Raw genomic sequence first — 22,602 nt, 5'->3', positions numbered from 1 at the left:
TCAGGCAGCCACCAGCCGGCCGTCTTCAAGGCGCAGCGCCCGATCCATCTGGCGGGCCAGCTGCAAGTCGTGGGTCACCACCAGGAAGGCAGTCTGCACAGAGCCGCTCAACTCGAGCATCAGCTCCTGGATGCCATGGGCGGTGTGCTGGTCGAGGTTACCCGTGGGTTCGTCGAGCAGCACCAGGGCCGGGTTGTTGACCAGGGCACGGGCGATGGCCACGCGCTGACGCTCACCGCCAGAGAGCTCTGCCGGTTTGTGCGACAGGCGATGGCCCAGCCCCACTCGCTCCAGCAGTGCGGTGGCGCGCTGGCGCGCTTCGCCAATGGCAGTACGACCGATCAGCAGCGGCATGCAGACGTTCTCCAGGGCGGTGAACTCCGGCAGCAGGTGGTGGAACTGGTAAACGAAACCCAGGGCGCGATTGCGCAGCAGGCCACGAGCGGTCTCGCTGAGGGCGGACAGTTCCTCGCCAGCCAGCCAGACACTCCCTGTGCTCGGAGTATCCAGCCCGCCCAGCATGTTCAGCAGCGTGCTCTTGCCGGAACCGGAGCTGCCGACGATGGCCACTCGTTCCCCCGGATGCAGCTCCAGTTCGACGCCCGACAGCACCTCGACAGACTGAGGGCCTTCGTCGTAGCTCTTGCCCAGATTGCGGCAACTCAGGACTGCCTTGTTACTCATAGCGCAAAGCCTCTGCTGGCTGGGTGCGGGCGGCACGCCAGGCGGGATAAAGGGTGGCAAGGAAGCTCAGGACCAGCGCGGCCGAACAGACCAGCACCACGTCCTCGACCATCAGCTGGGATGGCAGGTAATCGATGAAATAGACCTCGGCACTGAGGAACTTGTGCCCCATCAAGCGTTCCAGCAGGGCAATGGCATCGCTCACCTTCAGCGCCGCAAGAATGCCCAGTACACCGCCGATGACGGTGCCGACGACGCCGATCACCGTGCCCTGGACCATGAAGATGCCCATGATCTGCCTCGGTGTGGCGCCAAGGGTGCGCAGGATGGCGATGTCACCGCGCTTGTCGGTCACCACCATCACCAGGGTGGAAATGATGTTGAAGGCGGCGACGGCCACGATCAGCAGCAGGAGCAGACCGATTATGGCCTTCTCCATCTTGATTGCCTGGTAAAGGTTGCCGTGGGTACGGGTCCAGTCGCGGGCATAGAAGTCTTCGCCCTTCAACTCGCCAGCGATCTGCCAAGCCAGCTGGGGCGCCTGGAACAAGTCATCGAGCTTCAGGCGCAGCCCCTGGACCTGATCGGGCCGCCAGCGCTTCAGGCGGGCGACGTCGGACAGGTTGGCAATGGCCAGGAAGCCATCCAGTTCGCCCGCACCGACATGGAAGACGCCGACCACGGTGAAGCGCTTCATGCGCGGAAAGACGCCGGCCGGGGTCACCGCCACTTCGGGGAGCACGAAGGTGACCTTGTCACCCATGCCTACGCCCAGCTTGCTGGCGGCGCGGTCACCGATGACGATGCCGAATTCACCGGGCTTCAGTGCGGCCAGGCTCCCTTGGCGGAAGAAGTCGCCGATGATGGAAACCTTGGATTCTTCCTGCGGGTCCACGGCGTTGACCAGCACCTTCTGCACCTTGCCGTCGGCGGTCAGCAGCCCCTGCACCTGCGTGTAGGGCGCCACGGCCTTCACTTCGGGATGACGGGCAACATCTTCGGCCAGCTTGCGCCAGTCGTTGATCGGTACCGCGGACTCCACGGTAGCGTGGGGCACCATGCCCAACACGCGGGTGCGCATCTCGTGATCGAAGCCGTTCATGACCGACAGCACCAGGATCATGACCAGCACGCCGAGTGCCAGACCGATCATGGAAGTCAGGGAAATGAAGGAGACGAAGTAGTTGCGGCGCTTGGCGCGCGTGTACCGGGCGCCTATATACAGGGACAGCGGTCTGAACATGGAAGTGGAGTTCGCTGGCGAAAGAAGGGACGTCCTTGTGGCGGGGCTTGGCAAGCAGCGTTTACACTCAAATTCTGTTCGTGATCTGCTGCGGCGCCCCGGGCGACGCAAACGGACTTGCAAATACGGAACAGCTCTTCGACCACCACTGCTGCCATGGGTTCGCCATGTCGACACGAGACGCGGATGACCGCCGCGAATACTACCGCATCGAAGATACGATCGCACTGGAATTTCGCCCGCTGAAACAGGGCGAAACAGCTGATGAAAGCGGCGTGGACAGTGCTTCGCAGCTGTTCAATCTGCTCAGCGAATTGCATCTTATGGACTTCGAATCCCAGCACTTGTTGCGGCATATCCATGAGCGCGATCGGACGCTGGCCAGCTACCTCAAGGTCATCAACAAGCGCATCGATCTGCTTGGCCAAGCCGTGGCCCACAGCCTGTTGCGCGACATAGGCCCGGCACGCCAGGTCACCCTGTCCGAAGGCGGCATCGGTTTCAGCAGCGACCAATCCATCGAGTTGGGCACCCACCTGGCGATCAAGATCGTCCTGATGCCCCAGGCCCTCGGCCTGCTGCTGCGCGCCGTGGTGATCCACAGCCAGCCCCGTGATGACGGCCAGTTCGACATCGGCACTGAGTTCGAGGCACTGACCGACGCTCAGCGCCAGTTGCTGGCACGACACATTCTGCAAAAGCAGGCCCAGCAGCGACGCCAGGCTCGCGAACGCTCCTCCCCTACTCCCTGAGACCCTCGCATGATGCGCCCCGGCCTGTTGCTGACCTGTCTTCTCCTCGCACTGCCCGTCGGTGCCGAAACCATCGAAATCCCCGTCGGCAATCAGGGCGACCAGGGTGTTTCGCTACCAGCTCGCGGTGAGAGCCAGCGTAGCGTCCTGCAGCGTTTCGGTCTGCCCGACGAAGAGCATGCCGCGGTGGGCAAGCCACCCATCAGTCGCTGGGACTACCGCGAATTCTCGGTCTATTTCGAAAGCGGACGCGTCATCGATAGCGTCCGCCACCATCAACCCAGAGCACCAAGGGAATAAACGTGACCCTGATCTACGGCCATCGAGGCGCCAAGGGCGAATGCCCGGAAAACACCCTGGCCAGCTTCCGGCAATGCCTATCACATGGTGTGAAGCGTTGCGAGCTGGACCTGCACCTGTCGCGTGACGGCGAGCTGATGGTGATCCACGACCCCAGCCTGAAACGCACTACTGGCCGCCGCGGCAAAGTGGCGGAGCATGACGCCGAGGAGCTGGTGACCTATGACGCCCGACTGGGTGGCCCGGCCTGGCAACAGCCCTGCCCCATCCCGCGACTGGCGACCTTGTTCGAGCATTGCGACTTCGAACACTGGCAACTGGAGGTGAAGAGCGCCTCACGGGTGCGAGCAGCGCGAACCGTACTGGCGATCCAGGAGCTGGCCGAACGCTACGGCGTGACGGACAAGGTGACGGTCACCTCAAGTTCGCGGGAGGTACTGCGCGCGCTGAACAGGCTGACGCCAACGCTGTCCCGTGGATTGGTGGCGGAATACGCCTGGCTGGACCCGCTGAAGGTGGCCAAGCACCACGGCTGCAACGTCCTGGCGTTGAACTGGACGCTATGCACCCCGGAGCGCCTGCTGCGCGCTCAAAAGGAAGGGCTGCACGTCTCTGTGTGGACGGTCAACGAACCGGCGCTGATGCGCCGCCTCGCCGACTTCGGTGCGGATAGCATCATCACCGACTTCCCCGGCCTGGCGAGCGCGACCGTCGGGGTGCGCTGAGCCATAAAGAAGAACCGGCCTCAAGGGCCGGTTCTTCATTCATGGCGTCGCCTGATCAGAAGCTCTCCCGGTTCGGCCAACGCCACAGGCGTGGATCGCCGAGAGGGTCCTCCCCGGCCGGCTCAGGCGCCCGGCCGGTGCCGCTCAAAAAAGCCGGTTGAGGCCGTCGAACGCCGCCACCCGGTAGGCTTCAGCCATGGTCGGGTAGTTGAAGGTGGTGTTGATGAAGTACTTGATGGAGTTCGCCTCGCCCTTCTGGTTCATGATCGCTTGGCCAATGTGCACGATTTCCGAGGCCTGGTAGCCGAAGCAGTGCACGCCGAGGATCTCCAGGGTCTCGCGGTGGAACAGGATCTTCAGCATCCCTACCGGCTCATGGGAGATTTGCGCTCGCGCCATGCCCTTGAAGAAGGCTTTGCCCACCTCGTAGGGGATCTTCGCCTGGGTCAGCTCCTTTTCGTTCTTGCCGATAGAGCTGATCTCCGGAATGGTGTAGATGCCGGTGGGCACGTCGTCGACGAAGCGCCAGCTATCGTTCTCAACCGCGCTACCGGCTGCCGAGCGCCCCTGGTCGGCGGCGGCGCTGGCCAGGCTCGGCCAACCGATCACGTCGCCGGCGGCAAAGATGTTGCTGACCTCGGTGCGGTAGTACTGGTCGACATTGATCTGGCCGCGGCTGTTGACCTTGATGCCAATGTTCTCCAGGCCCAGCTTGTCGGTATTGCCGGTACGGCCGTTGCACCACAGCAGGCAGTCGGCCTTGATCTTCTTGCCGGACTTGAGGTGCAGGATCACGCCGTTCTCCAGCCCCTCGATGCGCTCGTACTCCTCGTTATGGCGGATCAGCACGTTGTTGTTGCGCAGGTGGTAGCTGAGGGCGTCGGAGATTTCGTCGTCGAGGAAGCTGAGCAACTGGTCACGGTTGTCGATCAGGTCCACCAGCACACCCAGGCCGCTGAAGATCGAGGCGTATTCGGAGCCGATCACCCCAGCGCCGTAAATGATGATGCGGCGCGGTGTATGGGTGAGGCTGAGAATGGTGTCGCTGTCGTAAATGCGCGGGTGGTTGAAGTCGACATCTGCCGGGCGGTAGGGGCGCGAGCCCGTGGCGACGATGACCTGCTTGGCCACCAGCTTTTCCACCACTCCGCTGGCGCAGACGACTTCCACGGTTTGCTCATCGGAGAAGCTTGCGGTGCCGAAGAACACGTCGACGCGGTTACGCGCGTAAAAGCCGGTGCGCGAGGCCACCTGCTTGGCGATCACCCGCTCCGCGCTCTTCAACACGTCAGGGAAGGAGAACCAACGCGGTTCTCCAATCTGGCGGAACAGCGGGTTGGTGTTGTACTGCATGATCTGCCGTACCGAGTGACGCAGGGCCTTGGACGGGATGGTGCCCAAGTGGGTGCAGTTGCCGCCGACCAGCGGGCGGTTGTCCACTACTGCAACCTTGCGCCCGGCCTTGGCAGCGTTCATCGCTGCCCCCTCACCCGCCGGGCCGGAACCCAGCACCACTACGTCGTAGTTGTAGACAGCCATGCTTACTCCTCATAACGGGCCGGGGCGCCCTCTGGCGCCCCCGGCAAGGTCCGCGGCTCTCGACACCGCGGAATTCGGAACCTGTTTCGACGATCCCGGGCGGGACCTTGAACTGGCGTGCAGCTTAGCCGAGCGGCTTGGCGCTGCACATTAGCGCTTGGTCGCGTCGTAGGCGAGGTTTGAATCCACTACATCGCCGTCGCGACTTACCTCTTCGCACTTCTCACGATTACCACCGCAAATCGAGCATTCCTTCTCGATGCCGAGGTTGGCGATACCACCGCAGGACCCGGCAATGGGTTTGCGCCCCATGATCACGCCCACGGCCATGCCCAGCACTACCAACAGCATGATCAGGAATACCAGCAGGAAGGTCATGTTCAGTTCTCCTCTTTCTCGAACAGCTGCCGATAGCGGCTGCTGACATGGCTGACGAAACCCTGGCCGTCGCGGGTCACGAACAATGCGGCGATGCCATGAGCTTCAGCATAGGCTTCGCCTGCTTCCGGCCCCAGCACCATCAGTAATGTCGACAGACCGTCCGCTCTCAGCGCCGACTCATCCACCACCGTGACCGCAGCCAGGTTGTGGCTGATGGGCGTGCCAGTCTTGGGGTCCAGCGTGTGGGAATAGCGTTTGCCATTCTTCTCAAAGTAGTTGCGATAGTCGCCGGACGTGGAAACCCCTAGTCCATCGAGCGTGATGATCTTCTGTGCCACCTGGCGATCATCCCTCGGCGCCTCGACAGCGATACGCCAGGGCGCGCCGTCGGGTTTGCGGCCGAAGGCCTTGAGCTCGCCCGTGATCTCCACCAGGGCACTGCTGACACCCAACTCGCCCAGCCGCGCCACGACGCGGTCAACCGCGTAACCGGCGGCGATACTGTTGAAGTCCAGCTGGACCGGCGCGTCCTTGCACAACTCGTGACCACGAATGGACAGGTGTTGCTGGCCGACTTCCGCCTTCGCCGCAGCGATGGCTTCGGGGCTGGGTACCTGATCGCCGCGTGATTGCGGGCCAAAACCCCAGAGGTTGAGCAGCGGCTCGACCGTCATATCGAAGGCGCCGCCACTGTCCCGGGACAACTTGCTGCCAAAGGCCACCAGCTCCAGCATGGCCGCTGGCAGCGTCAGGCAACTGCCGGCCGGCAGTGCATTGAAGCGCTCGACCTCGGAGTCCGCCCGATAGGTGGACATCTGCTGGTCGATCTCGGCGAGAATCCCTTCCACTTCACCCCGCGCCTCCTCCACCGACGGACCGGAGGCGCTGCGCACGTATTTGACCGAGTAGCTGCTGCCCATGGTCGGGCCGCCGAACTGCTCCAGCGAGTCGCCACCGCAGCCAGCCAACAGCAGGCTGGCCGCGAGAAGCGAAGCGAGCGCCCTAGCCACCAAAGTCGTCAAGCAGGATGTTCTCCCGCTCAACGCCCAGATCCAGCAGCATCTTGATCACGGCCGCGTTCATCATCGGCGGGCCGCACATGTAGAACTCGCAATCCTCAGGGGCCGGGTGGTCCTTGAGGTAGTTCTCGAACAGCACGTTGTGGATGAAGCCCTTGAGGCCGGTCCAGTTATCTTCCGGCTGCGGATCGGACAGCGCCAGGTGCCACTGGAAGTTGGGGTTCTCTGCCTGCAGCTGGTCGTACTCTTCGGTGTAGAAGGCCTCGCGCAGTGAGCGTGCGCCGTACCAGAAGCTGATCTTGCGCTTGGAACCCAGGCGCTTTAGCTGGTCGAAAATGTGCGAGCGCATAGGCGCCATGCCTGCACCGCCGCCGATGAAGACCATCTCAGCATCAGTGTCCTTGGCGAAAAACTCGCCGAAGGGACCGTACACGGTGACCTTGTCGCCCGGCTTGAGGCTGAAGACCCAGGACGACATCTGCCCCGGCGGCAGGTCATCCTTGCCCGGTGGCGGAGAGGCGATACGGATGTTGAACTTCACGATGCCCTTCTCGTCCGGGTAGTTAGCCATCGAGTAGGCGCGGATCACCGTCTCTTCAACCTTGGACACGTACTTCCACTGGTTGAACTTGTCCCAGTCGCCACGGTACTCGGGCTGGATGTCGAAGTCCTTGTAGGCCACCTGGTGCGGCGGGCATTCCAGCTGCACATAGCCGCCGGCGCGGAAGTCCACGCTTTCCCCTTCCGGCAGGCGCAAGGTCAGCTCCTTGATGAAGGTGGCGACGTTGGGGTTGGACTCCACCGTGCATTCCCACTTCTTCACGCCGAAGACTTCTTCCGGCACTTCGATGTGCATGTCCTGCTTCACCGGCGTCTGGCAGGACAGGCGCCAGCCTTCCTTCGCCTGACGGCGGGTGAAGTGGGATTCTTCGGTAGGCAGCATCTCGCCGCCACCGCTCTCGACAATGCATTTGCACTGGGCGCACGTGCCACCACCGCCGCAAGCGGACGAGAGGAAGACGCTCTGCCCTGCCAAGGTCTGCAGCAGCTTGCCGCCAGCGGGAACGGTGATGGTCCGCTCGCCGTTGATTACGATGTTCACGTCGCCGCTGGAAACCAGCTTGGCTCGGGCCGCCAGGATGATCACAACCAACGCGAGGACGATGGCGGTGAACATGCCGATGGCGAGGAAGATTTCAAAACTCAGCATGGCCGTTCCTTAGAGCTGCACACCGGAAAACGACATGAAGCCGAGAGACATCAGGCCGATGGTGATGAAGGTGATACCGAGACCTTGCAGACCCTCCGGCACGTCGCTGTACTTCAGCTTCTCGCGGATACCCGCCAGCATGGCGATGGCCAGCGCCCAGGAAAAGCCGGAGCCGACACCGTAGACCACGCTCTCGCCAAGGTTGTAGTCGCGTTCAACCATGAACAGGGAGCCGGCCATGATCGCGCAGTTCACGGTGATCAACGGCAGGAACACACCGAGGGCGTTGTAGAGCGAGGGCACGTACTTGTCGAGCAGCATCTCGAGGATCTGCACGATGGCCGCGATCACACCGATGTAGCTGAGCAGACCGAGAAAGCTCAGGTCCACGCCCGGCAATCCGGCCCAGGCCAGGGCGCCATCCTTGAGCAGCAGCGTGTAGAGCAGGTTGTTGGCCGGAACCGTGATGGCCTGCACCACGATCACCGCGATACCCAGACCGATTGCGGTTTCGACTTTCTTCGAAATGGCAATGAAAGTGCACATGCCGAGGAAGAAGGCCAAGGCCATGTTCTCGACGAATACCGCCTTCACGAAGAGGCTGAGGTAATGCTCCATCAGTAGGCCTCCTTGTTGGATACCTGGGGCGCGATCCTGTAGGCCGGCGCCTCCTTCTGCTCGGTCTTCCAGCTGCGCAGCGCCCAGATGATCAGGCCGATCAGGAAGAAGGCCGAGGGCGGTAGCAGCAACAGCCCGTTGGGTTGGTACCAACCGCCATCGTTGATCACCGGGAGGATCTCGTAGCCCAGCAACTTGCCAGCACCGAACAGCTCGCGAACGATGCCGAGGACAATCAGCATGGCGCTGTAGCCCAGGCCGTTGCCGATGCCATCGAAGAAAGACAGGACCGGCGGATTGGCCATGGCGAAGGCTTCCGCGCGCCCCATCACGATGCAGTTGGTGATGATCAGCCCAACGAACACCGAGAGCTGCTTGGACAGGCTGAAGGCGTAGGCTTTGAGCACCTGGTCCACCACGATCACCAGCGAGGCGATGATCACCATCTGTACGATCATGCGGATCGAGCTGGGGATCTGGCTGCGGATCATTGAAATGAACAGGTTGGAGAAGCCGGTCACCAGCGTCAGGGCGATGGACATCACCAGCGCGGTCTTCAGGTTGGAAGTGACCGCCAGGGCCGAGCAGATACCGAGGATCTGCAGGCCGATGGGGTTGTTGTGCAGGATCGGGTCCAGCAGGACCGACCGGATAGTGGGTTGCGCCATGCTCATGCCTCCCCGTTGTTCAGCTTGGCCAGGAAGGGGCCGAAGCCGTTCTTGCCGAGCCAGAAATGCAGCAGATTGTTGACGCCCTTGCTGGTCAGCGTGGCGCCGGCCAGACCGTCGACCTGATGACTGGCCTTCGGCGACTGCGCATCGACACTGCCCTTGATGATCTCGATGGCCAGTTGCCCCTGCTCATCGAACAGGCTCTTGCCGTTCCAGAGCGCCTTCCATTTCGGGTTGTCCACCTCACCGCCAAGGCCAGGGGTCTCGCCATGCTGGTAGAAGCCGAGTCCGACTACGGTGTTCAGGTCGCCCTTGAGCGCGAGGAAGCCGTACAGGGTCGACCAGAGGCCGTAACCGCGCACCGGCAGGATCAGGGTCTGCAGCTGACCGCCCTGTTCCACCAGGTAGACGGTGCTGTAACGCTCACGTCGCTTGATGGAGGCAATGTCCTGCCCGGCGGGCAGCGCGTCGGAAAGCTGCGGGTCCTTGGCGGCCTTCAGCGGATCGAAACCGGCGGCCTGGATCTCATCGGAAAAATCGCCGCTGGCAAGGTCCACCACCTTCGCAGTGATGCGCTCGGCGTAGAGCTTCTTCACCTCGTCAGCAGACATGCCCGGCTGGGCCAGGCCGGCGATGCTCAGGATGCTGCGCTGCTTGTCCAGCTCACGGTTCTCCACCTGCACGGGCTTGAGCGCTACGGCGCCGCCGGCAACGAACACGGAACACACCAGGCAGACCACCAGGGCCACCATCAGGGTGCGGACAGTGGATTCTTTCTGGTTAGCCATTGCGTGCCAGCCTCCGCTTGATATTGGCCTGGACGACGAAATGGTCGATCAGCGGCGCGAACAGGTTGGCGAACAGAATCGCCAGCATCATGCCCTCCGGGAACGCAGGGTTGACGACGCGAATCAGCACCACCATCAGACCGATGAGCGCGCCGAACAGCCACTTGCCCGTGTCGGTCATGGAGGCGGAGACAGGGTCGGTCGCCATGAACATCATGCCGAAGGCGAAGCCACCCAGAACCAGGTGCCAGTACCAGGGCATGGCGAACATGGGGTTGGTGTCTGAACCAATCGCATTGAACAGCCAGGTGGTAGCGATCATGCCCAGCATCACGCCGGCGACGATACGCCAGGACGCAATCCGGGTGACCAGCAGCACACCACCACCGATCAGGATGGCCAGGGTGCTGGTTTCGCCGATGGAGCCGTGAATAGTGCCAAGGAAGGCATCCATCCAGGTGATGCCGTGGCCAATGATGTTCTCGACGCCGCCGGCAGCGCCGAGGCTCAGCGAGGTGGCACCCGCGAAACCGTCCACGGCGGTCCATACCTCGTCCCCGGAAATCTGCGCCGGATAGGCGAAGAAGAGGAACGCACGGCCAGCCAGAGCCGGGTTGAGGAAGTTCTTTCCGGTGCCGCCGAAGACTTCCTTGCCCAGCACCACGCCGAAGCTGATGCCCAGCGCCACCTGCCAGAGCGGAATGCTCGGCGGCAAAGTCAGCGCGAAGAGTACGGAGGTGACGAAGAAACCTTCATTCACTTCATGGCGGCGGATGGAGGCAAACAACACTTCCCAGAAGCCGCCGACGATGAAGGTCACGGCGTAGATGGGCAGGAACCAGGCGGCCCCCTGGATGAAGTTGTCCCACAGGCTATTCGGGTCGAACCCGGCCAGCGAACCGATCAAGGCGAAGCGCCAGCCTTCCTGTGCCGCCAGCAGGTCAGGACTCTGGGCGAAGACCAGGTTGGCCTGGTAGCCAACGTTCCACATGCCGAAGAACATGGCCGGGAAGGTGCAGAGCCAGACCGTGATCATCATCCGTTTGAGATCGATGCCGTCTCGGACGTGGGCCGTGGTGTGAGTCACGCTCGCGGGGCGGTAGAAGAAGGTATCTACCGCCTCGTAGAGGGCGTACCACTTTTCATAGCGGCCGCCCTGCTCGAAGTTGTGCTCGATCCGGTCGAGGAATTTACGCAGGCTCATTCAGCCCTCCTTCTCGATACGGTTGAGGTTGTCCCGCAGGATGGGGCCGTACTCGTACTTGCCGGCGCAGACATAGCTGCACAGCGCCAGATCTTCTTCATCCAGCTCCAGACAACCGAGCTTCTGCGCCATTTCAGTGTCACCAACGATCAGGTAGCGCAGGAGCTGTGTAGGCAGGATGTCCAGGGGCATCACCGATTCGTAGTTGCCCACTGGCACCATGGCGCGCGGGCTGCCGTTGGTGCTGGTGTTGAAGGCAAATTTGCGGCCGGCCAGCAACTTGGAGACGAAGATGTTCAGCACCGAGTGCTTGTTCACGCCGGCGCGCAGGTAATGCAGCAGTTCGCGGTCATTGCCTTCACGCAAGCAAGACACCTGCAGGTGGTAGCGGCCGAGGTACGAGCAGGCACCCCGGGAGGTCCGACCGCCCAACAGGGAGCCCGAAACCACGCGATTGGCGCCCGGCTGAAGTTCGCCGGCAGTGAGTTCGTCCAGGCTTGCTCCCAAACGGGTGCGCACCAGCCGCGGGCTGTCCACCACCGGGCCGGCGAGGGACACCACGCGCTCGACCCAGAGTCGGCCGGTGGTGAACAGCTTGCCGATGGCGATCACGTCCTGATAGCCGATATGCCAGACGCTCTTGCTGCTGTTGACCGGATCGAGGAAATGAATATGAGTACCCGGCAGGCCTGCCGGGTGCGGCCCGGTGAAGGATTCGCTACGAATCTGGGCCAGGTTTTCACCCGGCAGCGCAGCACCAGAGGCCTTGCACAGGAAAACACGGGCCAGGCGAGCGAGCACCTTGAGGCCGTGTTCAAAATCCGCAGCATGTTCACCAATCACGATGGCCGGATCGGCAGCCAGGGGATGGGTATCCATAGCGGTAACGAAGATGGAGCTCGGCGTGGAATCGAGCGTCGGCACGCGGCTGAACGGCCGTGTGCGCAACGCGGTCCAAAGGCCGGATTGCACCAGCTCGTCGCGTATCAGTTGCGGATCGAGCTGATCGAGTTGCTCGGCGGAAAACCGCTCGAACTGAACTTCCTCATCGCCGTCGAGGTCGATCACCACGGACTGCAGCACTCGCTGCTCACCACGGTGGATGGCACTAATCACTCCGGCGCCGGGCGCGGTATAGATCACGCCCGGGGTCTTCTTGTCGGCGAACAGTGGCTGGCCGAGCTTGACCCGATCCCCCACCTGAACATCCATGGTCGGCTTCATGCCGTGATAGTCGAAGCCGATGACGGCGACGCTCCGAATCGGTCGCCCCGCTTCGATTCGCTGGATCGGCTCACCTGCCACCGGCAGGTCCAGCCCTCGCTTTACTCTGATCATAGGTTTCGCCTGGAACAGGGTTTCTGCTCGAAACGCGTCGACTCAAGAGCCGAAAATGACAACGACGCGCCTGCCGGAGCGGGTGCGGGCGTGCTGCATTTCGAACGGTTAAGCGACGGATTATAGAGAGCGCGATTCACCATCGCCACCCAAGCCCTTTCTTTTCAGATATTTAGGAAACAAATAGCAACATCGCGTCCACTTCTGAACAGTGGGTCATCCCCGATTGGCCTGGACTTCGCCCTATCGTTTCCCGCTTACCTGAGCGTTGCGCATAAAAAACGGGAGCCCAGGGCTCCCGCTCTTTCGATCCGCAAACGGTATCAATGGGCAGTAGCCCGCGCCGCTGAACGCTTGAAGTAGTAGCAGACGCCAATCAGGGCCAACCAGAAGGGAATGGCGTAGACCGACACATTAATGCCCGGAATCATCAGCATCACGCCGAGGATCAACGCCACGAAGGCCAGGCACAGGTAATTGCCGACGGGATACCAGAGCGCCTTGAAGAAAGGCTGCTGCCCCCGGGCATCGAGGCTCTTGCGGAACTTCAGGTGGGACAGGCTGATCATCGCCCAGTTGATCACCAGGGCCGCCACCACCAGCGCCATCAGCAGCTCCAGGGCCTTTTGCGGGGCCAGGTAGTTGACCACTACACAGAGCAGCGTAACCAGCGCCGAGAGACCGATAGCCAACACCGGCACACCACGGTCGTCTACCTTCATCAGCGCCTTGGGTGCATCCCCCTGCTCCGCCAGGCCATAAAGCATCCGGCTGTTGCAGTAGACACCGCTGTTGTAGACCGACAGCGCAGCCGTCAGCACCACGAAGTTGAGGATATGCGCCGCCGTATCGCTGCCAATCAGCGAGAAGATCTGCACGAACGGACTGCCGCTGTACGGGTCGCCGGCAGCCCCCAGGGTCTCCAGCAGCTTGTCCCACGGATAGAGCATCAGCAGCACACTGAGCGCACCGATGTAGAAGATCAGGATGCGGTAGATGACCTGGTTGATCGCCTTGGGGATCACCTTCTTCGGCTCGCTGGCCTCAGCAGCGGTGATACCCACCAACTCCAGACCACCGAAGGAGAACATGATGATGGCCAATACCATCACCAGGCCTTCGATACCATTGGGGAAGAAGCCGCCATGGCTCCAGAGGTTGTCGACGGCAGCCTGAGGGCCACCCTCACCACTGGCCAGCAGGTAGATGCCGAGAATGATCATGCCGATGATGGCCACCACCTTGATCAACGCGAACCAGAACTCTGCCTCGCCGAACGCTTTCACGTTGGCCAGGTTGATCAGGTTGATCAGCACGAAGAACACAGCTGCCGACACCCAGGTCGGCACCTCGGGCCACCAGAACTGGATGTATTTGCCTACCGCAGTCAGCTCAGCCATGCCCACCAGCACGTAGAGCACCCAGTAGTTCCAGCCGGAAAGGAAACCCGCATAACCGCCCCAGTACTTGTGGGCGAAGTGGCTGAACGAACCGGCAACCGGCTCTTCGACGATCATCTCGCCCAACTGGCGCATGATCAGGAACGCGAAGAAGCCGGCAATGGCGTAGCCGAGAATCATCGACGGACCCGCCGACTTGAGCACCCCGGCCGAGCCCAGGAACAGGCCGGTACCGATGGCGCCGCCCAGCGCGATTAGCTGGATGTGGCGGTTCTTCAGGCCCCTTTTGAGCGGCCCCTGGTGAAGGTGATGTCCTTCCATCTGGGAAATCCCCAAGCGATTCTTGTTATCCGATTACAGACGCAAAAATGAAAAACGGGAGCCCGAAAGCTCCCGTTTTCCGATTACACAGGCTTAGCGCGGGAATGCTGGCGGGTTGACACCAGCCATATCTTCCATCACCCGAACCACCTGGCAGCTGTAACCGAACTCGTTGTCGTACCAGACGTACAACACAACGCGGTTGTCGTTGCAGATGGTGGCTTCGGCGTCTACCACGCCCGCATGGCGGGAGCCGACGAAGTCGCTGGACACCACTTCCTGGGAAGAAACGTAATCGATCTGCTTGTGCAGGTCCGAATGCATGGCCATCTGGCGCAGGTATTCGTTGATCTCTTCGCGGTTGGTGGCCTTCTCCAGGTTCAGGTTCAGGATCGCCATGGAGACGTTCGGCGTCGGAACGCGGATCGCGTTACCGGTCAGCTTGCCCTTCAGAACCGGCAGAGCCTTGGCAGCTGCGGTGGCAGCACCAGTCTCGGTGATCACCATGTTCAGCGGAGCGCTGCGGCCGCGACGGCTGCCTTTGTGGAAGTTGTCGATCAGGTTCTGGTCGTTGGTGTACGAGTGAACGGTTTCGACGTGGCCGTTGACGATGCCGTACTGATCATCCACTGCCTTGAGCACCGGCACGATGGCGTTGGTGGTGCAGGAAGCGGCGGAGATGATCTTGTCGTCGGCCGAGATTTCGCCGTGGTTGATGCCGTGAACGATATTCTTCAGCGCGCCCTTGCCCGGAGCGGTCAGGACGACGCGGTCGATACCCGGGCACTTCAGGTGCTGACCCAGGCCCTCGGCGTCACGCCATTTGCCGGTGTTGTCCACCAGCAGGGCGTTCTTGATGCCATAGGCGGTGTAGTCGATCGAGGCCGGATCGTTCGAGTAGATCACCTGGATCAGGTTGCCGTTGGCGGTCAGGGTGTTGTTTTCTTCGTCGATGACGATGGTGCCGTCGAACGGACCGTGCACAGAGTCGCGGCGCAGCAGGCTGGCGCGCTTGACCAGGTCGTTCTCGGCGCCCTTGCGGACGACGATGGCGCGCAGACGCAGGCCGTCACCACCACCGGTCTTCTCGATCAGGATGCGCGCCAGCAGGCGGCCGATGCGACCAAAACCGTACAGGACAACGTCGGTGCCTTCACGGGCAGCGCCGTTCTGCTTGCCAACTACGTCGGCCAGCTCGTCCTTGGTGAACTGCTCGATGCTACGGCCGTTACCTTCAGCCTTGTACTTGGCAACCATCTTGCCCAGGTCCACGGAGGCGGTGCCGAGCTTGAGCTCGCTCATGGCCTTGAGGATCGGGAAGGTTTCGTGAACCGACAGATCGGCTTCGTCCGCGAGGCGATGACGGGCAAAACGGTGGGCCTTGAGGATGGCGATCACGGAGCGGTTGATCAGGCCACGGCCATAGATCGAGGTCACAACGTTGTTGTTGCGATAGAGCTGGCCAATCATCGGAATCATGGCTTCCGCGAGGGCTTCACGATCGATCCATTCACCGAGACACTGGTCGGGCTTCTGAGTCACGGGCAGTACCTTCCACATGTAGGGGATGAAAAAAGGGGCTACATTATGACGGCGCACGCAGGCGCCGGCAATCAGCAGCGGCCTCAACACTGACATCCGCTAGTCGGGATAGTTACAATCCGCCGATCTTTTTCCGACCGGAGCCTCTTGCCCGTGTCCGTACTGCGCCTCCCGCCCCTCCCCTCCTCCGCCGGCAAGCAGCATTGGGGCAATCTGCCTGGTGCCGCCCTGAGCCTGGCGATCGCCGAAGCCGCCAGCGCCGGCAAGCGTTTCACGCTGCTGCTGACGGCCGACAGCCAGACCGCCGAACGCCTGGAGCAGGAGCTGGCCTTTTTCGCCCCTGACCTCGACGTTCTGCATTTTCCTGACTGGGAAACCCTGCCCTACGACCTCTTCTCGCCGCACCAGGACATCATTTCCCAGCGCGTCGATACCCTTTACCGACTGCCCGGGGTCAAGCGCGGCGTGCTTGTGGTGCCCATAACCACCGCCCTGCACCGCCTTGCGCCGACGCGCTTCCTGCTGGGGTCCAGCCTGGTGCTGGATGTCGGCCAGAAGCTGGACGTGGAGCAGATGCGCCTGCGCCTGGAAGCAGCCGGCTATCGCTGTGTGGATACGGTCTACGAACACGGCGAGTTCGCCGTGCGCGGCGCGCTGATCGACCTGTTCCCCATGGGCAGCGACCTGCCGTATCGCATCGACCTGTTCGACGACGAGATCGAAACCCTGCGAACCTTCGATCCGGAAACCCAGCGTTCGGTGGACAAGGTGGAATCGATCCGCCTGCTGCCGGCCCGCGAGTTCCCGCTGGACAAGAAGGCCGTGACCGACTTTCGCGGTCGCTTCCGCGAGCGCTTCGACGTCGACTTCCGCCGCTGCCCCATCTACCAGGACCTGGCCAGCGGCATCACGCCGGCCGGCATCGAGTACTACCTGCCGTTGTTCTTCGAGGAAACGGCCACGCTCTTCGACTACCTGCCGACCGACACCCAGGTGTTCTCCCTGCCGGGCATCGAGCAGGCTGCCGAGCAGTTCTGGACCGACGTGCGCAATCGCTACGAGGAGCGTCGCGTCGACCCTGAACGCCCCTTGGTGCCACCCGCCGAGCTGTTCTTGCCGGTGGAAGACTGCTTCGCCCGCCTGAAAGGCTCGCCCCGGCTGGTGCTGAGCCAGGAAGACGTCGAACCCGGCGTCGGTCGCGAACGTTTCTCCGCCCGCGCCCTGCCCGACCTGGCGATCCAGGCCAAGGCCACCGAACCCCTTGCAGCTCTGCGTCGCTTTATCGAGGACTTCCCTGGCCGCGTGCTGTTCAGCGCCGAATCCGCTGGCCGCCGCGAGGTGCTGCTGGAAATGCTGGCGCGCCTCAAGCTGCGTCCACAGGAAGTCGAGGGTTGGCCGGAGTTCGTAGCCAGTTCCGAACGCCTGGCCATTACCATTGCGCCACTGGATGAAGGGCTGCTACTGGACGACCCGGGCCTGGCCCTGATCGCCGAAAGCCCGCTGTTCGGCCAGCGGGTGATGCAGCGACGCCGCCGCGAACGTCGCAGCGACGCCGGCGACAACGTGATCAAGAACCTCGCCGAGCTGCGCGAGGGCGCCCCCGTGGTACACATCGACCATGGCGTCGGCCGCTACCTCGGCCTGATCACTCTGGAAATCGAAGGCCAGGCCGCCGAGTTCCTCGCCCTGCAGTACGCCGAGGAGGCCAAGCTCTACGTGCCAGTGGCCAGCCTGCACCTGATCGCTCGCTACACCGGCAGCGACGACGCCCTGGCACCGCTGCACCGCCTGGGCTCCGAAGCCTGGCAGAAAGCCAAGCGCAAGGCCGCCGAGCAGGTCCGTGACGTCGCAGCCGAATTGCTGGATATCTATGCGCGCCGCGCCGCCCGCGAGGGTTATGCGTTCAAGGACCCAACGGTGGATTACGCCACCTTCGCCGCCGGCTTCCCTTTCGAGGAAACGCCCGACCAGCAGGCCGCCATCGAAGCCGTGCTGGCCGACATGCTGGCGCCCAAACCCATGGACCGGCTGGTGTGCGGCGACGTTGGATTCGGCAAGACCGAAGTCGCCATGCGTGCGGCCTTCGTCGCGGTACACAGCGGCAAGCAGGTCGCAGTCTTGGTGCCCACCACCCTGCTCGCCCAGCAGCACTACAACAGCTTCCGCGATCGCTTCGCCGATTGGCCCGTAACCGTCGAGGTAATGAGCCGCTTCAAGTCCGCCAAGGAGGTGGAAGGCGCGGCTCAGCAACTGGCCGAAGGCAAGATCGACATCATCATCGGCACCCATAAGCTCCTGCAGGGTGACGTGAACTTCAAGAACCTGGGCCTGGCGATCATCGACGAAGAGCACCGTTTTGGCGTGCGCCAGAAGGAACAGTTGAAATCCCTGCGCAGCGAGGTGGACATCCTCACCCTGACCGCCACACCGATTCCGCGCACCCTAAACATGGCGGTGGCGGGCATGCGCGACCTGTCGATCATCGCCACGCCGCCAGCGCGCCGCCTGTCGGTACGTACCTTCGTCATGGAACGGCAGAACACGGCGATCAAGGAAGCCCTGCTCCGCGAGCTACTGCGTGGCGGCCAGGTCTACTACCTGCACAACGAGGTGGCGACCATCGAGAAGTGCGCCGCCGAACTGGCCGAACTGGTTCCTGAAGCGCGCATTGCCGTCGGCCACGGCCAGATGCGCGAACGCGATCTCGAACAGGTGATGAGCGACTTCTACCACAAGCGCTTCAACGTGCTGGTGGCGTCGACCATCATCGAAACCGGCATCGACGTACCCAGCGCGAACACCATCGTCATCGAACGCGCCGACAAATTCGGCCTGGCCCAGCTGCACCAGTTGCGCGGCCGGGTCGGCCGCAGCCATCACCAGGCATACGCCTACCTACTGACACCACCGCGCAAGCAGATGACCCCGGATGCCGAAAAGCGCCTGGAGGCCATCGCCAACGCCCAGGACCTGGGCGCCGGCTTCGTTCTTGCCACCCACGACCTGGAAATCCGCGGTGCCGGCGAACTGCTGGGCGAAGGCCAGAGCGGGCAGATCCAGGCCGTCGGTTTTACGCTTTACATGGAAATGCTCGAACGTGCGGTGAAGGCCATACGCAAGGGCGAGCAACCGAACCTTGAGCAGCCGCTGGGCGGCGGGCCGGAAATCAACCTGAGGGTGCCGGCGCTGATTCCCGAGGATTATCTGCCCGACGTGCATGCGCGCCTGATCCTCTACAAACGCATTGCCTCGGCAGCTGACGAAGACGGCCTGAAGGAACTGCAAGTAGAGATGATCGATCGCTTTGGCCTGTTGCCCGAGCCCACCAAGCACCTGGTGCGCACGACCCTGCTCAAGTTGCAGGCCGAGAAGCTCGGCATCAAGAAGGTCGATGCCGGCCCCCAAGGGGGTCGCATCGAGTTCGACGCCTCGACCTGCGTCGACCCGCTGGTACTGATCAAACTGATCCAGGGCCAGCCCAAGCGCTACAAGTTCGAAGGTGCCACCCTGTTCAAGTTCCAGGTGCCCATGGAGCGCCCGGAAGAACGCTTCAACACACTCGAGGCGCTATTCGAACGCCTGACCCCGCAGTAGTCTGCGGAATGATTGCCCCTATAAGGAACAACCCATGCGTGCCATCCGAAACTTCGCCCTGCTGCTCGCCCTGCTGGCCCCGGCGGCCTTTGCCGACGGTCTCTACTCGGTGGAGATGATCATCTTCCGCCAGGCCGGCGATCCCATCCCGGCCAGCCAGCCCGCTCCGGACGACTGGGCCGCAGGCAGCCAATCCATCGCCGGCAGCGAGCGCGGCACCGCACTGGATGGCGAAGCGGCCAAGCTGAACCCCAACGCCGGCTACGAAGTGCTAATGCACAAGGCCTGGTCGCAAAACCTGTCGGCGATTCCGAACACGGTATCGGTGACGTCCGGCGAACAGCAGCTGGGGCATTACCCCGTGGAAGGCACGCTGGCACTCACCCTCGATCGCAGTGTCGACGCCCAGGCCGACTTCTGGATCAACCAATTCGACAGCAGTGGCCTGATCAGCAGCAGCGAACGTCTGCGCCAGGGTACTCGCCTGAAGAACGGCGAACTTACCTACCTTGACCACGGAAACCTGGGCATCCTGATTCGCGTTAGCCCGCTCTAAGGCGCCATGAGTGCCCTGCTCGACCAATTGAGACAGCTGGAATGGCGCCTGGATTTCGATCCGGGCGCCCTTTCCCGTGGCCTCAAGTACGCCACAGAAGGTCGCATCCGCCTGCTGAGCCTGAGCGACAAGGCCATCGAGACGAGCTGCGAAGGCTCCGCAGGCCACGTCTACACCCAACTGATCCGCCTGGCACCGAAGGGGCTCGGAGTGGTCGGTCGCTGCAGCTGCCCGGTGAGTTTCAACTGCAAGCATTGCGTCGCTGCCATCACCTACCTGCTTAACCAGCCCACCACCGGCTGGCAAATCCCGACGCCACCCAGCGAGCGTCAGGTGGACGACCTGCAGCCACTTCCGCACCTGATCCTCGGCAGCCATGCCCAGAGCCAGTACGACCTGCGCAGCGGACGCATGGTCGGCAGCCAGCAGCACCGCGCCGGCCTGGTGTTCGACTATGGTGGCGCACACACCCACGGCAAACCGGCGAAACCGGAACGACTGCATCACCGCAGCAATGGTGAGCGCCTTGCCATTGCCCGCCACCCAAGGACTGAGCAGGCCTGGCGTGACAGGCTGCGCCAACTGGGCTTCAAGGAAGCCCTGCGGCAGAGCCTGGCCCTGCCCGCCAACAGCGCGGAGATGTTCGAGCTGCCCAGCGACGAAGACTGGCTGCACTTCATGCGAGAGAACTTACCCGCACTTCGCGAGCAGGGCTGGCACATCGATATTCGCCCGGGATTCCAGTTCGACCTCAGCCAGGTCGAAGGCTGGTACGCCGAAGTGGACGAAGCGCCCGGCCGCGAATGGTTTGACCTGGAGCTGGGCATTGTCGTCGAGGGTCGCCGCATCAGCCTGTTACCGGTCCTTCTGCGCCTGATCCAACGCAACCCTGAGCTACTCGACCCGCAGAACCTCCAACGGCGCAAGGACGATGACCAGTTGCGCCTGCAACTGGACGCCACCCGCGCCGCGGATGGCCGCCCGCTGCAGGTGATGTTGCCGTTTTCCCGACTCAAGCCCGTACTGACCACCCTGGGCGAGCTCTATCAGCGCGATCAGGACCCAACCCAAAGACTGCGCCTGGCCCGCCCCGACGCAGCGCGCCTGAGCCAGCTGGAAGGCCTGGACCTGCACTGGCAAGGCGGTGATGAGCTACGCGACCTGGCGCGAAAGCTGCGTGACAGCGGCAAGGTCACTATCAATCCACCCAAGGGCCTGAATGCCGAACTCCGCCATTACCAGCTCGAGGGCATCGCGTGGCTGCAGACCCTGCGGGAGGTTGGCGCCGGCGGCATCCTCGGTGATGACATGGGGCTGGGCAAAACCCTGCAGACCCTGGCTCACCTACTGCTGGAGAAGGAAGCCGGTCGCCTGGATCGCCCGACCCTGGTGGTGATGCCCACCAGTTTGATACCCAACTGGCTGGACGAGGCCCAACGCTTCGCGCCTGATCTGCGCGCCCTCGCCCTGCACGGTCCTGGCCGCAAGAAAGCCTTCGAGCGAATGGCCGAGTACGACTTGCTACTGACCACCTACGCCCTGCTGCCCCGAGACCTGGAGCAGTTCGCGGAGCTTCCGCTGCACCTGCTGATCCTCGACGAGGCGCAGTACATCAAAAACCCCACCAGCAAAGCGGCCCAGGCGGCGCGCCAACTTGAAGCACGCCAGCGGCTCTGCCTCACCGGCACACCACTGGAGAACCACCTGGGCGAACTCTGGTCATTGTTCCACTTCCTGATGCCCGGCTGGCTGGGTGACAGCCAGAGCTTCCTGCGGAATTACCGAAACCCCATCGAGAAGCATGGCGACGCCACCCGCCTTGCCCATCTCAATGCCCGCCTCAAGCCCTTCCTGCTGCGCCGCAGCAAGGAAGCCGTGGCCACCGAATTGCCGGCCAAGAGCGAGATCACGCAATGGGTCGAACTCAGCGACCGCCAACGCGACCTCTACGAGACGGTACGCCTGGCAATGGACCACAAGGTGCGCGACGAGATCGACCGCAAGGGCCTGGCACGCAGCCAGATCGTGATCCTGGAAGCCCTGCTGAAGCTGCGCCAGGTGTGCTGTGACACCCGATTGATCGAAGAAAGCGGCGTCCGCTCACGGGGCAGCAGCTCAGGCAAGCTGGACAGCCTGATGGAAATGCTGGAGGAGCTGATCGCCGAGGGCCGCAAGGTACTGCTGTTTTCGCAGTTCACCAGCATGCTGTCGCTGATCGAAGACGAACTGCACAAGCGCGCCATCGACTATGTGCAGATCACCGGCGACACGCGGGACCGACGCACGCCGGTACAGCGCTTCCAGGCCGGCGAGGTGCCGCTTTTCCTCATCAGCCTCAAGGCCGGTGGCACCGGCCTGAACCTGACCGCGGCCGATACCGTGATCCACTACGACCCCTGGTGGAACCCGGCCGTGGAGCGCCAGGCAACCGACCGAGCCTATCGCATTGGCCAGGACAAGCCGGTATTCGTCTATCGACTGATTTCACGAGGAACGGTGGAAGAGAAGATCCAGCAACTTCAGGCCCAGAAGGACGCGCTGGCGCGAGGCATTCTCGACGGTCGCGAGAAAGAAGGCTGGAGACTACAGGAAGCGGATCTCGACGCCCTCTTCGCCCCACTGCCCCGCCTCGGGTGATTGGCAGCTGACGCGGCTTAGCGCTGACACGCCCATTTGCGAACGACTCAGCCGCCGACAGCCATCAACGCGTGTGCCTG

Annotated in this window: 19 protein-coding genes; 6 read left to right on the top strand and 13 right to left on the bottom strand. The window is 62.7% G+C overall.

Annotated features, from left to right (window positions below; translation table 11 throughout):
- Both lolD and FFS60_RS15735 read right to left on the bottom strand, forming a co-directional pair.
- Complete coding sequence (gene lolD, locus FFS60_RS15740) at positions 1-684, bottom strand: lipoprotein-releasing ABC transporter ATP-binding protein LolD (protein WP_137822480.1); 684 nt, start codon at positions 682-684, stop codon at positions 1-3.
- Positions 677-1,927, bottom strand: coding sequence for a lipoprotein-releasing ABC transporter permease subunit (locus FFS60_RS15735; protein ID WP_137822479.1), 1,251 nt, complete (start codon positions 1,925-1,927; stop codon positions 677-679). Before FFS60_RS15735 ends, lolD begins: the two co-directional genes overlap by 8 nt.
- Positions 1,928-2,094: 167 nt before the next feature.
- Between FFS60_RS15735 and FFS60_RS15730 the strand changes: the two genes are divergently transcribed.
- From FFS60_RS15730 to FFS60_RS15720, 3 genes are read left to right on the top strand one after another with little or no spacing between them, the layout of a single operon-like run.
- Positions 2,095-2,679 (top strand): PilZ domain-containing protein, encoded by a 585-nt coding sequence (locus FFS60_RS15730; protein WP_137822478.1) that lies wholly within the window; start codon positions 2,095-2,097, stop codon positions 2,677-2,679.
- Positions 2,680-2,688: 9 nt separating this feature from the next.
- Positions 2,689-2,979, top strand: coding sequence for a phosphodiesterase (locus FFS60_RS15725; protein ID WP_137822477.1), 291 nt, complete (start codon positions 2,689-2,691; stop codon positions 2,977-2,979).
- A 2-nt stretch (positions 2,980-2,981) separates the two neighbouring features.
- Positions 2,982-3,704: a glycerophosphodiester phosphodiesterase gene (locus tag FFS60_RS15720; protein ID WP_028629458.1), complete on the top strand. Its 723-nt coding sequence runs from the start codon at positions 2,982-2,984 to the stop codon at positions 3,702-3,704.
- Positions 3,705-3,848: 144 nt separating this feature from the next.
- On the opposite strand, the gene sthA is transcribed toward FFS60_RS15720, so the two are convergent.
- The 11 genes from sthA to FFS60_RS15665 form a co-directional block, all read right to left on the bottom strand.
- Positions 3,849-5,243 (bottom strand): Si-specific NAD(P)(+) transhydrogenase, encoded by a 1,395-nt coding sequence (sthA, locus tag FFS60_RS15715; RefSeq protein WP_028629459.1) that lies wholly within the window; start codon positions 5,241-5,243, stop codon positions 3,849-3,851.
- A gap of 150 nt (positions 5,244-5,393) precedes the next feature.
- Complete coding sequence (gene nqrM / locus FFS60_RS15710; RefSeq protein ID WP_028629460.1) at positions 5,394-5,621, bottom strand: (Na+)-NQR maturation NqrM; 228 nt, start codon at positions 5,619-5,621, stop codon at positions 5,394-5,396.
- A 2-nt stretch (positions 5,622-5,623) separates the two neighbouring features.
- A complete protein-coding gene (locus FFS60_RS15705) occupies positions 5,624-6,634 on the bottom strand; it encodes an FAD:protein FMN transferase (protein WP_137822476.1) in 1,011 nt (336 codons plus the stop codon).
- Complete coding sequence (gene nqrF, locus FFS60_RS15700) at positions 6,627-7,853, bottom strand: NADH:ubiquinone reductase (Na(+)-transporting) subunit F (RefSeq protein WP_028629462.1); 1,227 nt, start codon at positions 7,851-7,853, stop codon at positions 6,627-6,629. The genes FFS60_RS15705 and nqrF overlap by 8 nt, the downstream gene beginning before the upstream one ends.
- A gap of 9 nt (positions 7,854-7,862) precedes the next feature.
- Positions 7,863-8,471, bottom strand: coding sequence for an NADH:ubiquinone reductase (Na(+)-transporting) subunit E (gene nqrE, locus FFS60_RS15695; RefSeq protein ID WP_028629463.1), 609 nt, complete (start codon positions 8,469-8,471; stop codon positions 7,863-7,865).
- Positions 8,471-9,145: an NADH:ubiquinone reductase (Na(+)-transporting) subunit D gene (locus FFS60_RS15690; RefSeq protein WP_171016529.1), complete on the bottom strand. Its 675-nt coding sequence runs from the start codon at positions 9,143-9,145 to the stop codon at positions 8,471-8,473. The genes nqrE and FFS60_RS15690 overlap by 1 nt, the downstream gene beginning before the upstream one ends.
- Positions 9,142-9,930 carry a Na(+)-translocating NADH-quinone reductase subunit C gene (locus FFS60_RS15685; protein ID WP_028629465.1) on the bottom strand — a complete coding sequence of 263 codons (789 nt, stop codon included), beginning with the start codon at positions 9,928-9,930 and terminating at the stop codon, positions 9,142-9,144. The genes FFS60_RS15690 and FFS60_RS15685 overlap by 4 nt, the downstream gene beginning before the upstream one ends.
- Positions 9,923-11,134: an NADH:ubiquinone reductase (Na(+)-transporting) subunit B gene (locus FFS60_RS15680; protein ID WP_028629466.1), complete on the bottom strand. Its 1,212-nt coding sequence runs from the start codon at positions 11,132-11,134 to the stop codon at positions 9,923-9,925. The genes FFS60_RS15685 and FFS60_RS15680 overlap by 8 nt, the downstream gene beginning before the upstream one ends.
- Positions 11,135-12,472: a Na(+)-translocating NADH-quinone reductase subunit A gene (locus FFS60_RS15675; protein ID WP_028629467.1), complete on the bottom strand. Its 1,338-nt coding sequence runs from the start codon at positions 12,470-12,472 to the stop codon at positions 11,135-11,137.
- A gap of 323 nt (positions 12,473-12,795) precedes the next feature.
- Positions 12,796-14,193, bottom strand: coding sequence for an amino acid permease (locus FFS60_RS15670; RefSeq protein ID WP_028629468.1), 1,398 nt, complete (start codon positions 14,191-14,193; stop codon positions 12,796-12,798).
- A 93-nt stretch (positions 14,194-14,286) separates the two neighbouring features.
- The gene (locus FFS60_RS15665; RefSeq protein ID WP_137822490.1) at positions 14,287-15,753 is read right to left on the bottom strand and encodes a glyceraldehyde-3-phosphate dehydrogenase; all 1,467 of its coding nucleotides are present in this window, start codon (positions 15,751-15,753) and stop codon (positions 14,287-14,289) included.
- 135 nt (positions 15,754-15,888) lie between these two features.
- On the opposite strand from FFS60_RS15665, the gene mfd reads away from it, so the two are divergent.
- From mfd to FFS60_RS15650, 3 genes are read left to right on the top strand one after another with little or no spacing between them, the layout of a single operon-like run.
- The gene (mfd, locus tag FFS60_RS15660; protein ID WP_137822474.1) at positions 15,889-19,329 is read left to right on the top strand and encodes a transcription-repair coupling factor; all 3,441 of its coding nucleotides are present in this window, start codon (positions 15,889-15,891) and stop codon (positions 19,327-19,329) included.
- Positions 19,330-19,363: 34 nt separating this feature from the next.
- Positions 19,364-19,885: a CsiV family protein gene (locus FFS60_RS15655; protein WP_028629471.1), complete on the top strand. Its 522-nt coding sequence runs from the start codon at positions 19,364-19,366 to the stop codon at positions 19,883-19,885.
- 6 nt (positions 19,886-19,891) lie between these two features.
- Positions 19,892-22,522 carry a DEAD/DEAH box helicase gene (locus FFS60_RS15650; RefSeq protein ID WP_137822473.1) on the top strand — a complete coding sequence of 877 codons (2,631 nt, stop codon included), beginning with the start codon at positions 19,892-19,894 and terminating at the stop codon, positions 22,520-22,522.
- Positions 22,523-22,602 lie beyond the last annotated feature (80 nt).

Source organism: Pseudomonas sp. D(2018) (assembly GCF_005502555.1).
In the GTDB taxonomy this organism is placed as follows: domain Bacteria; phylum Pseudomonadota; class Gammaproteobacteria; order Pseudomonadales; family Pseudomonadaceae; genus Metapseudomonas; species Metapseudomonas resinovorans.
This window is presented reverse-complemented; position numbering and strand designations above follow the sequence as displayed.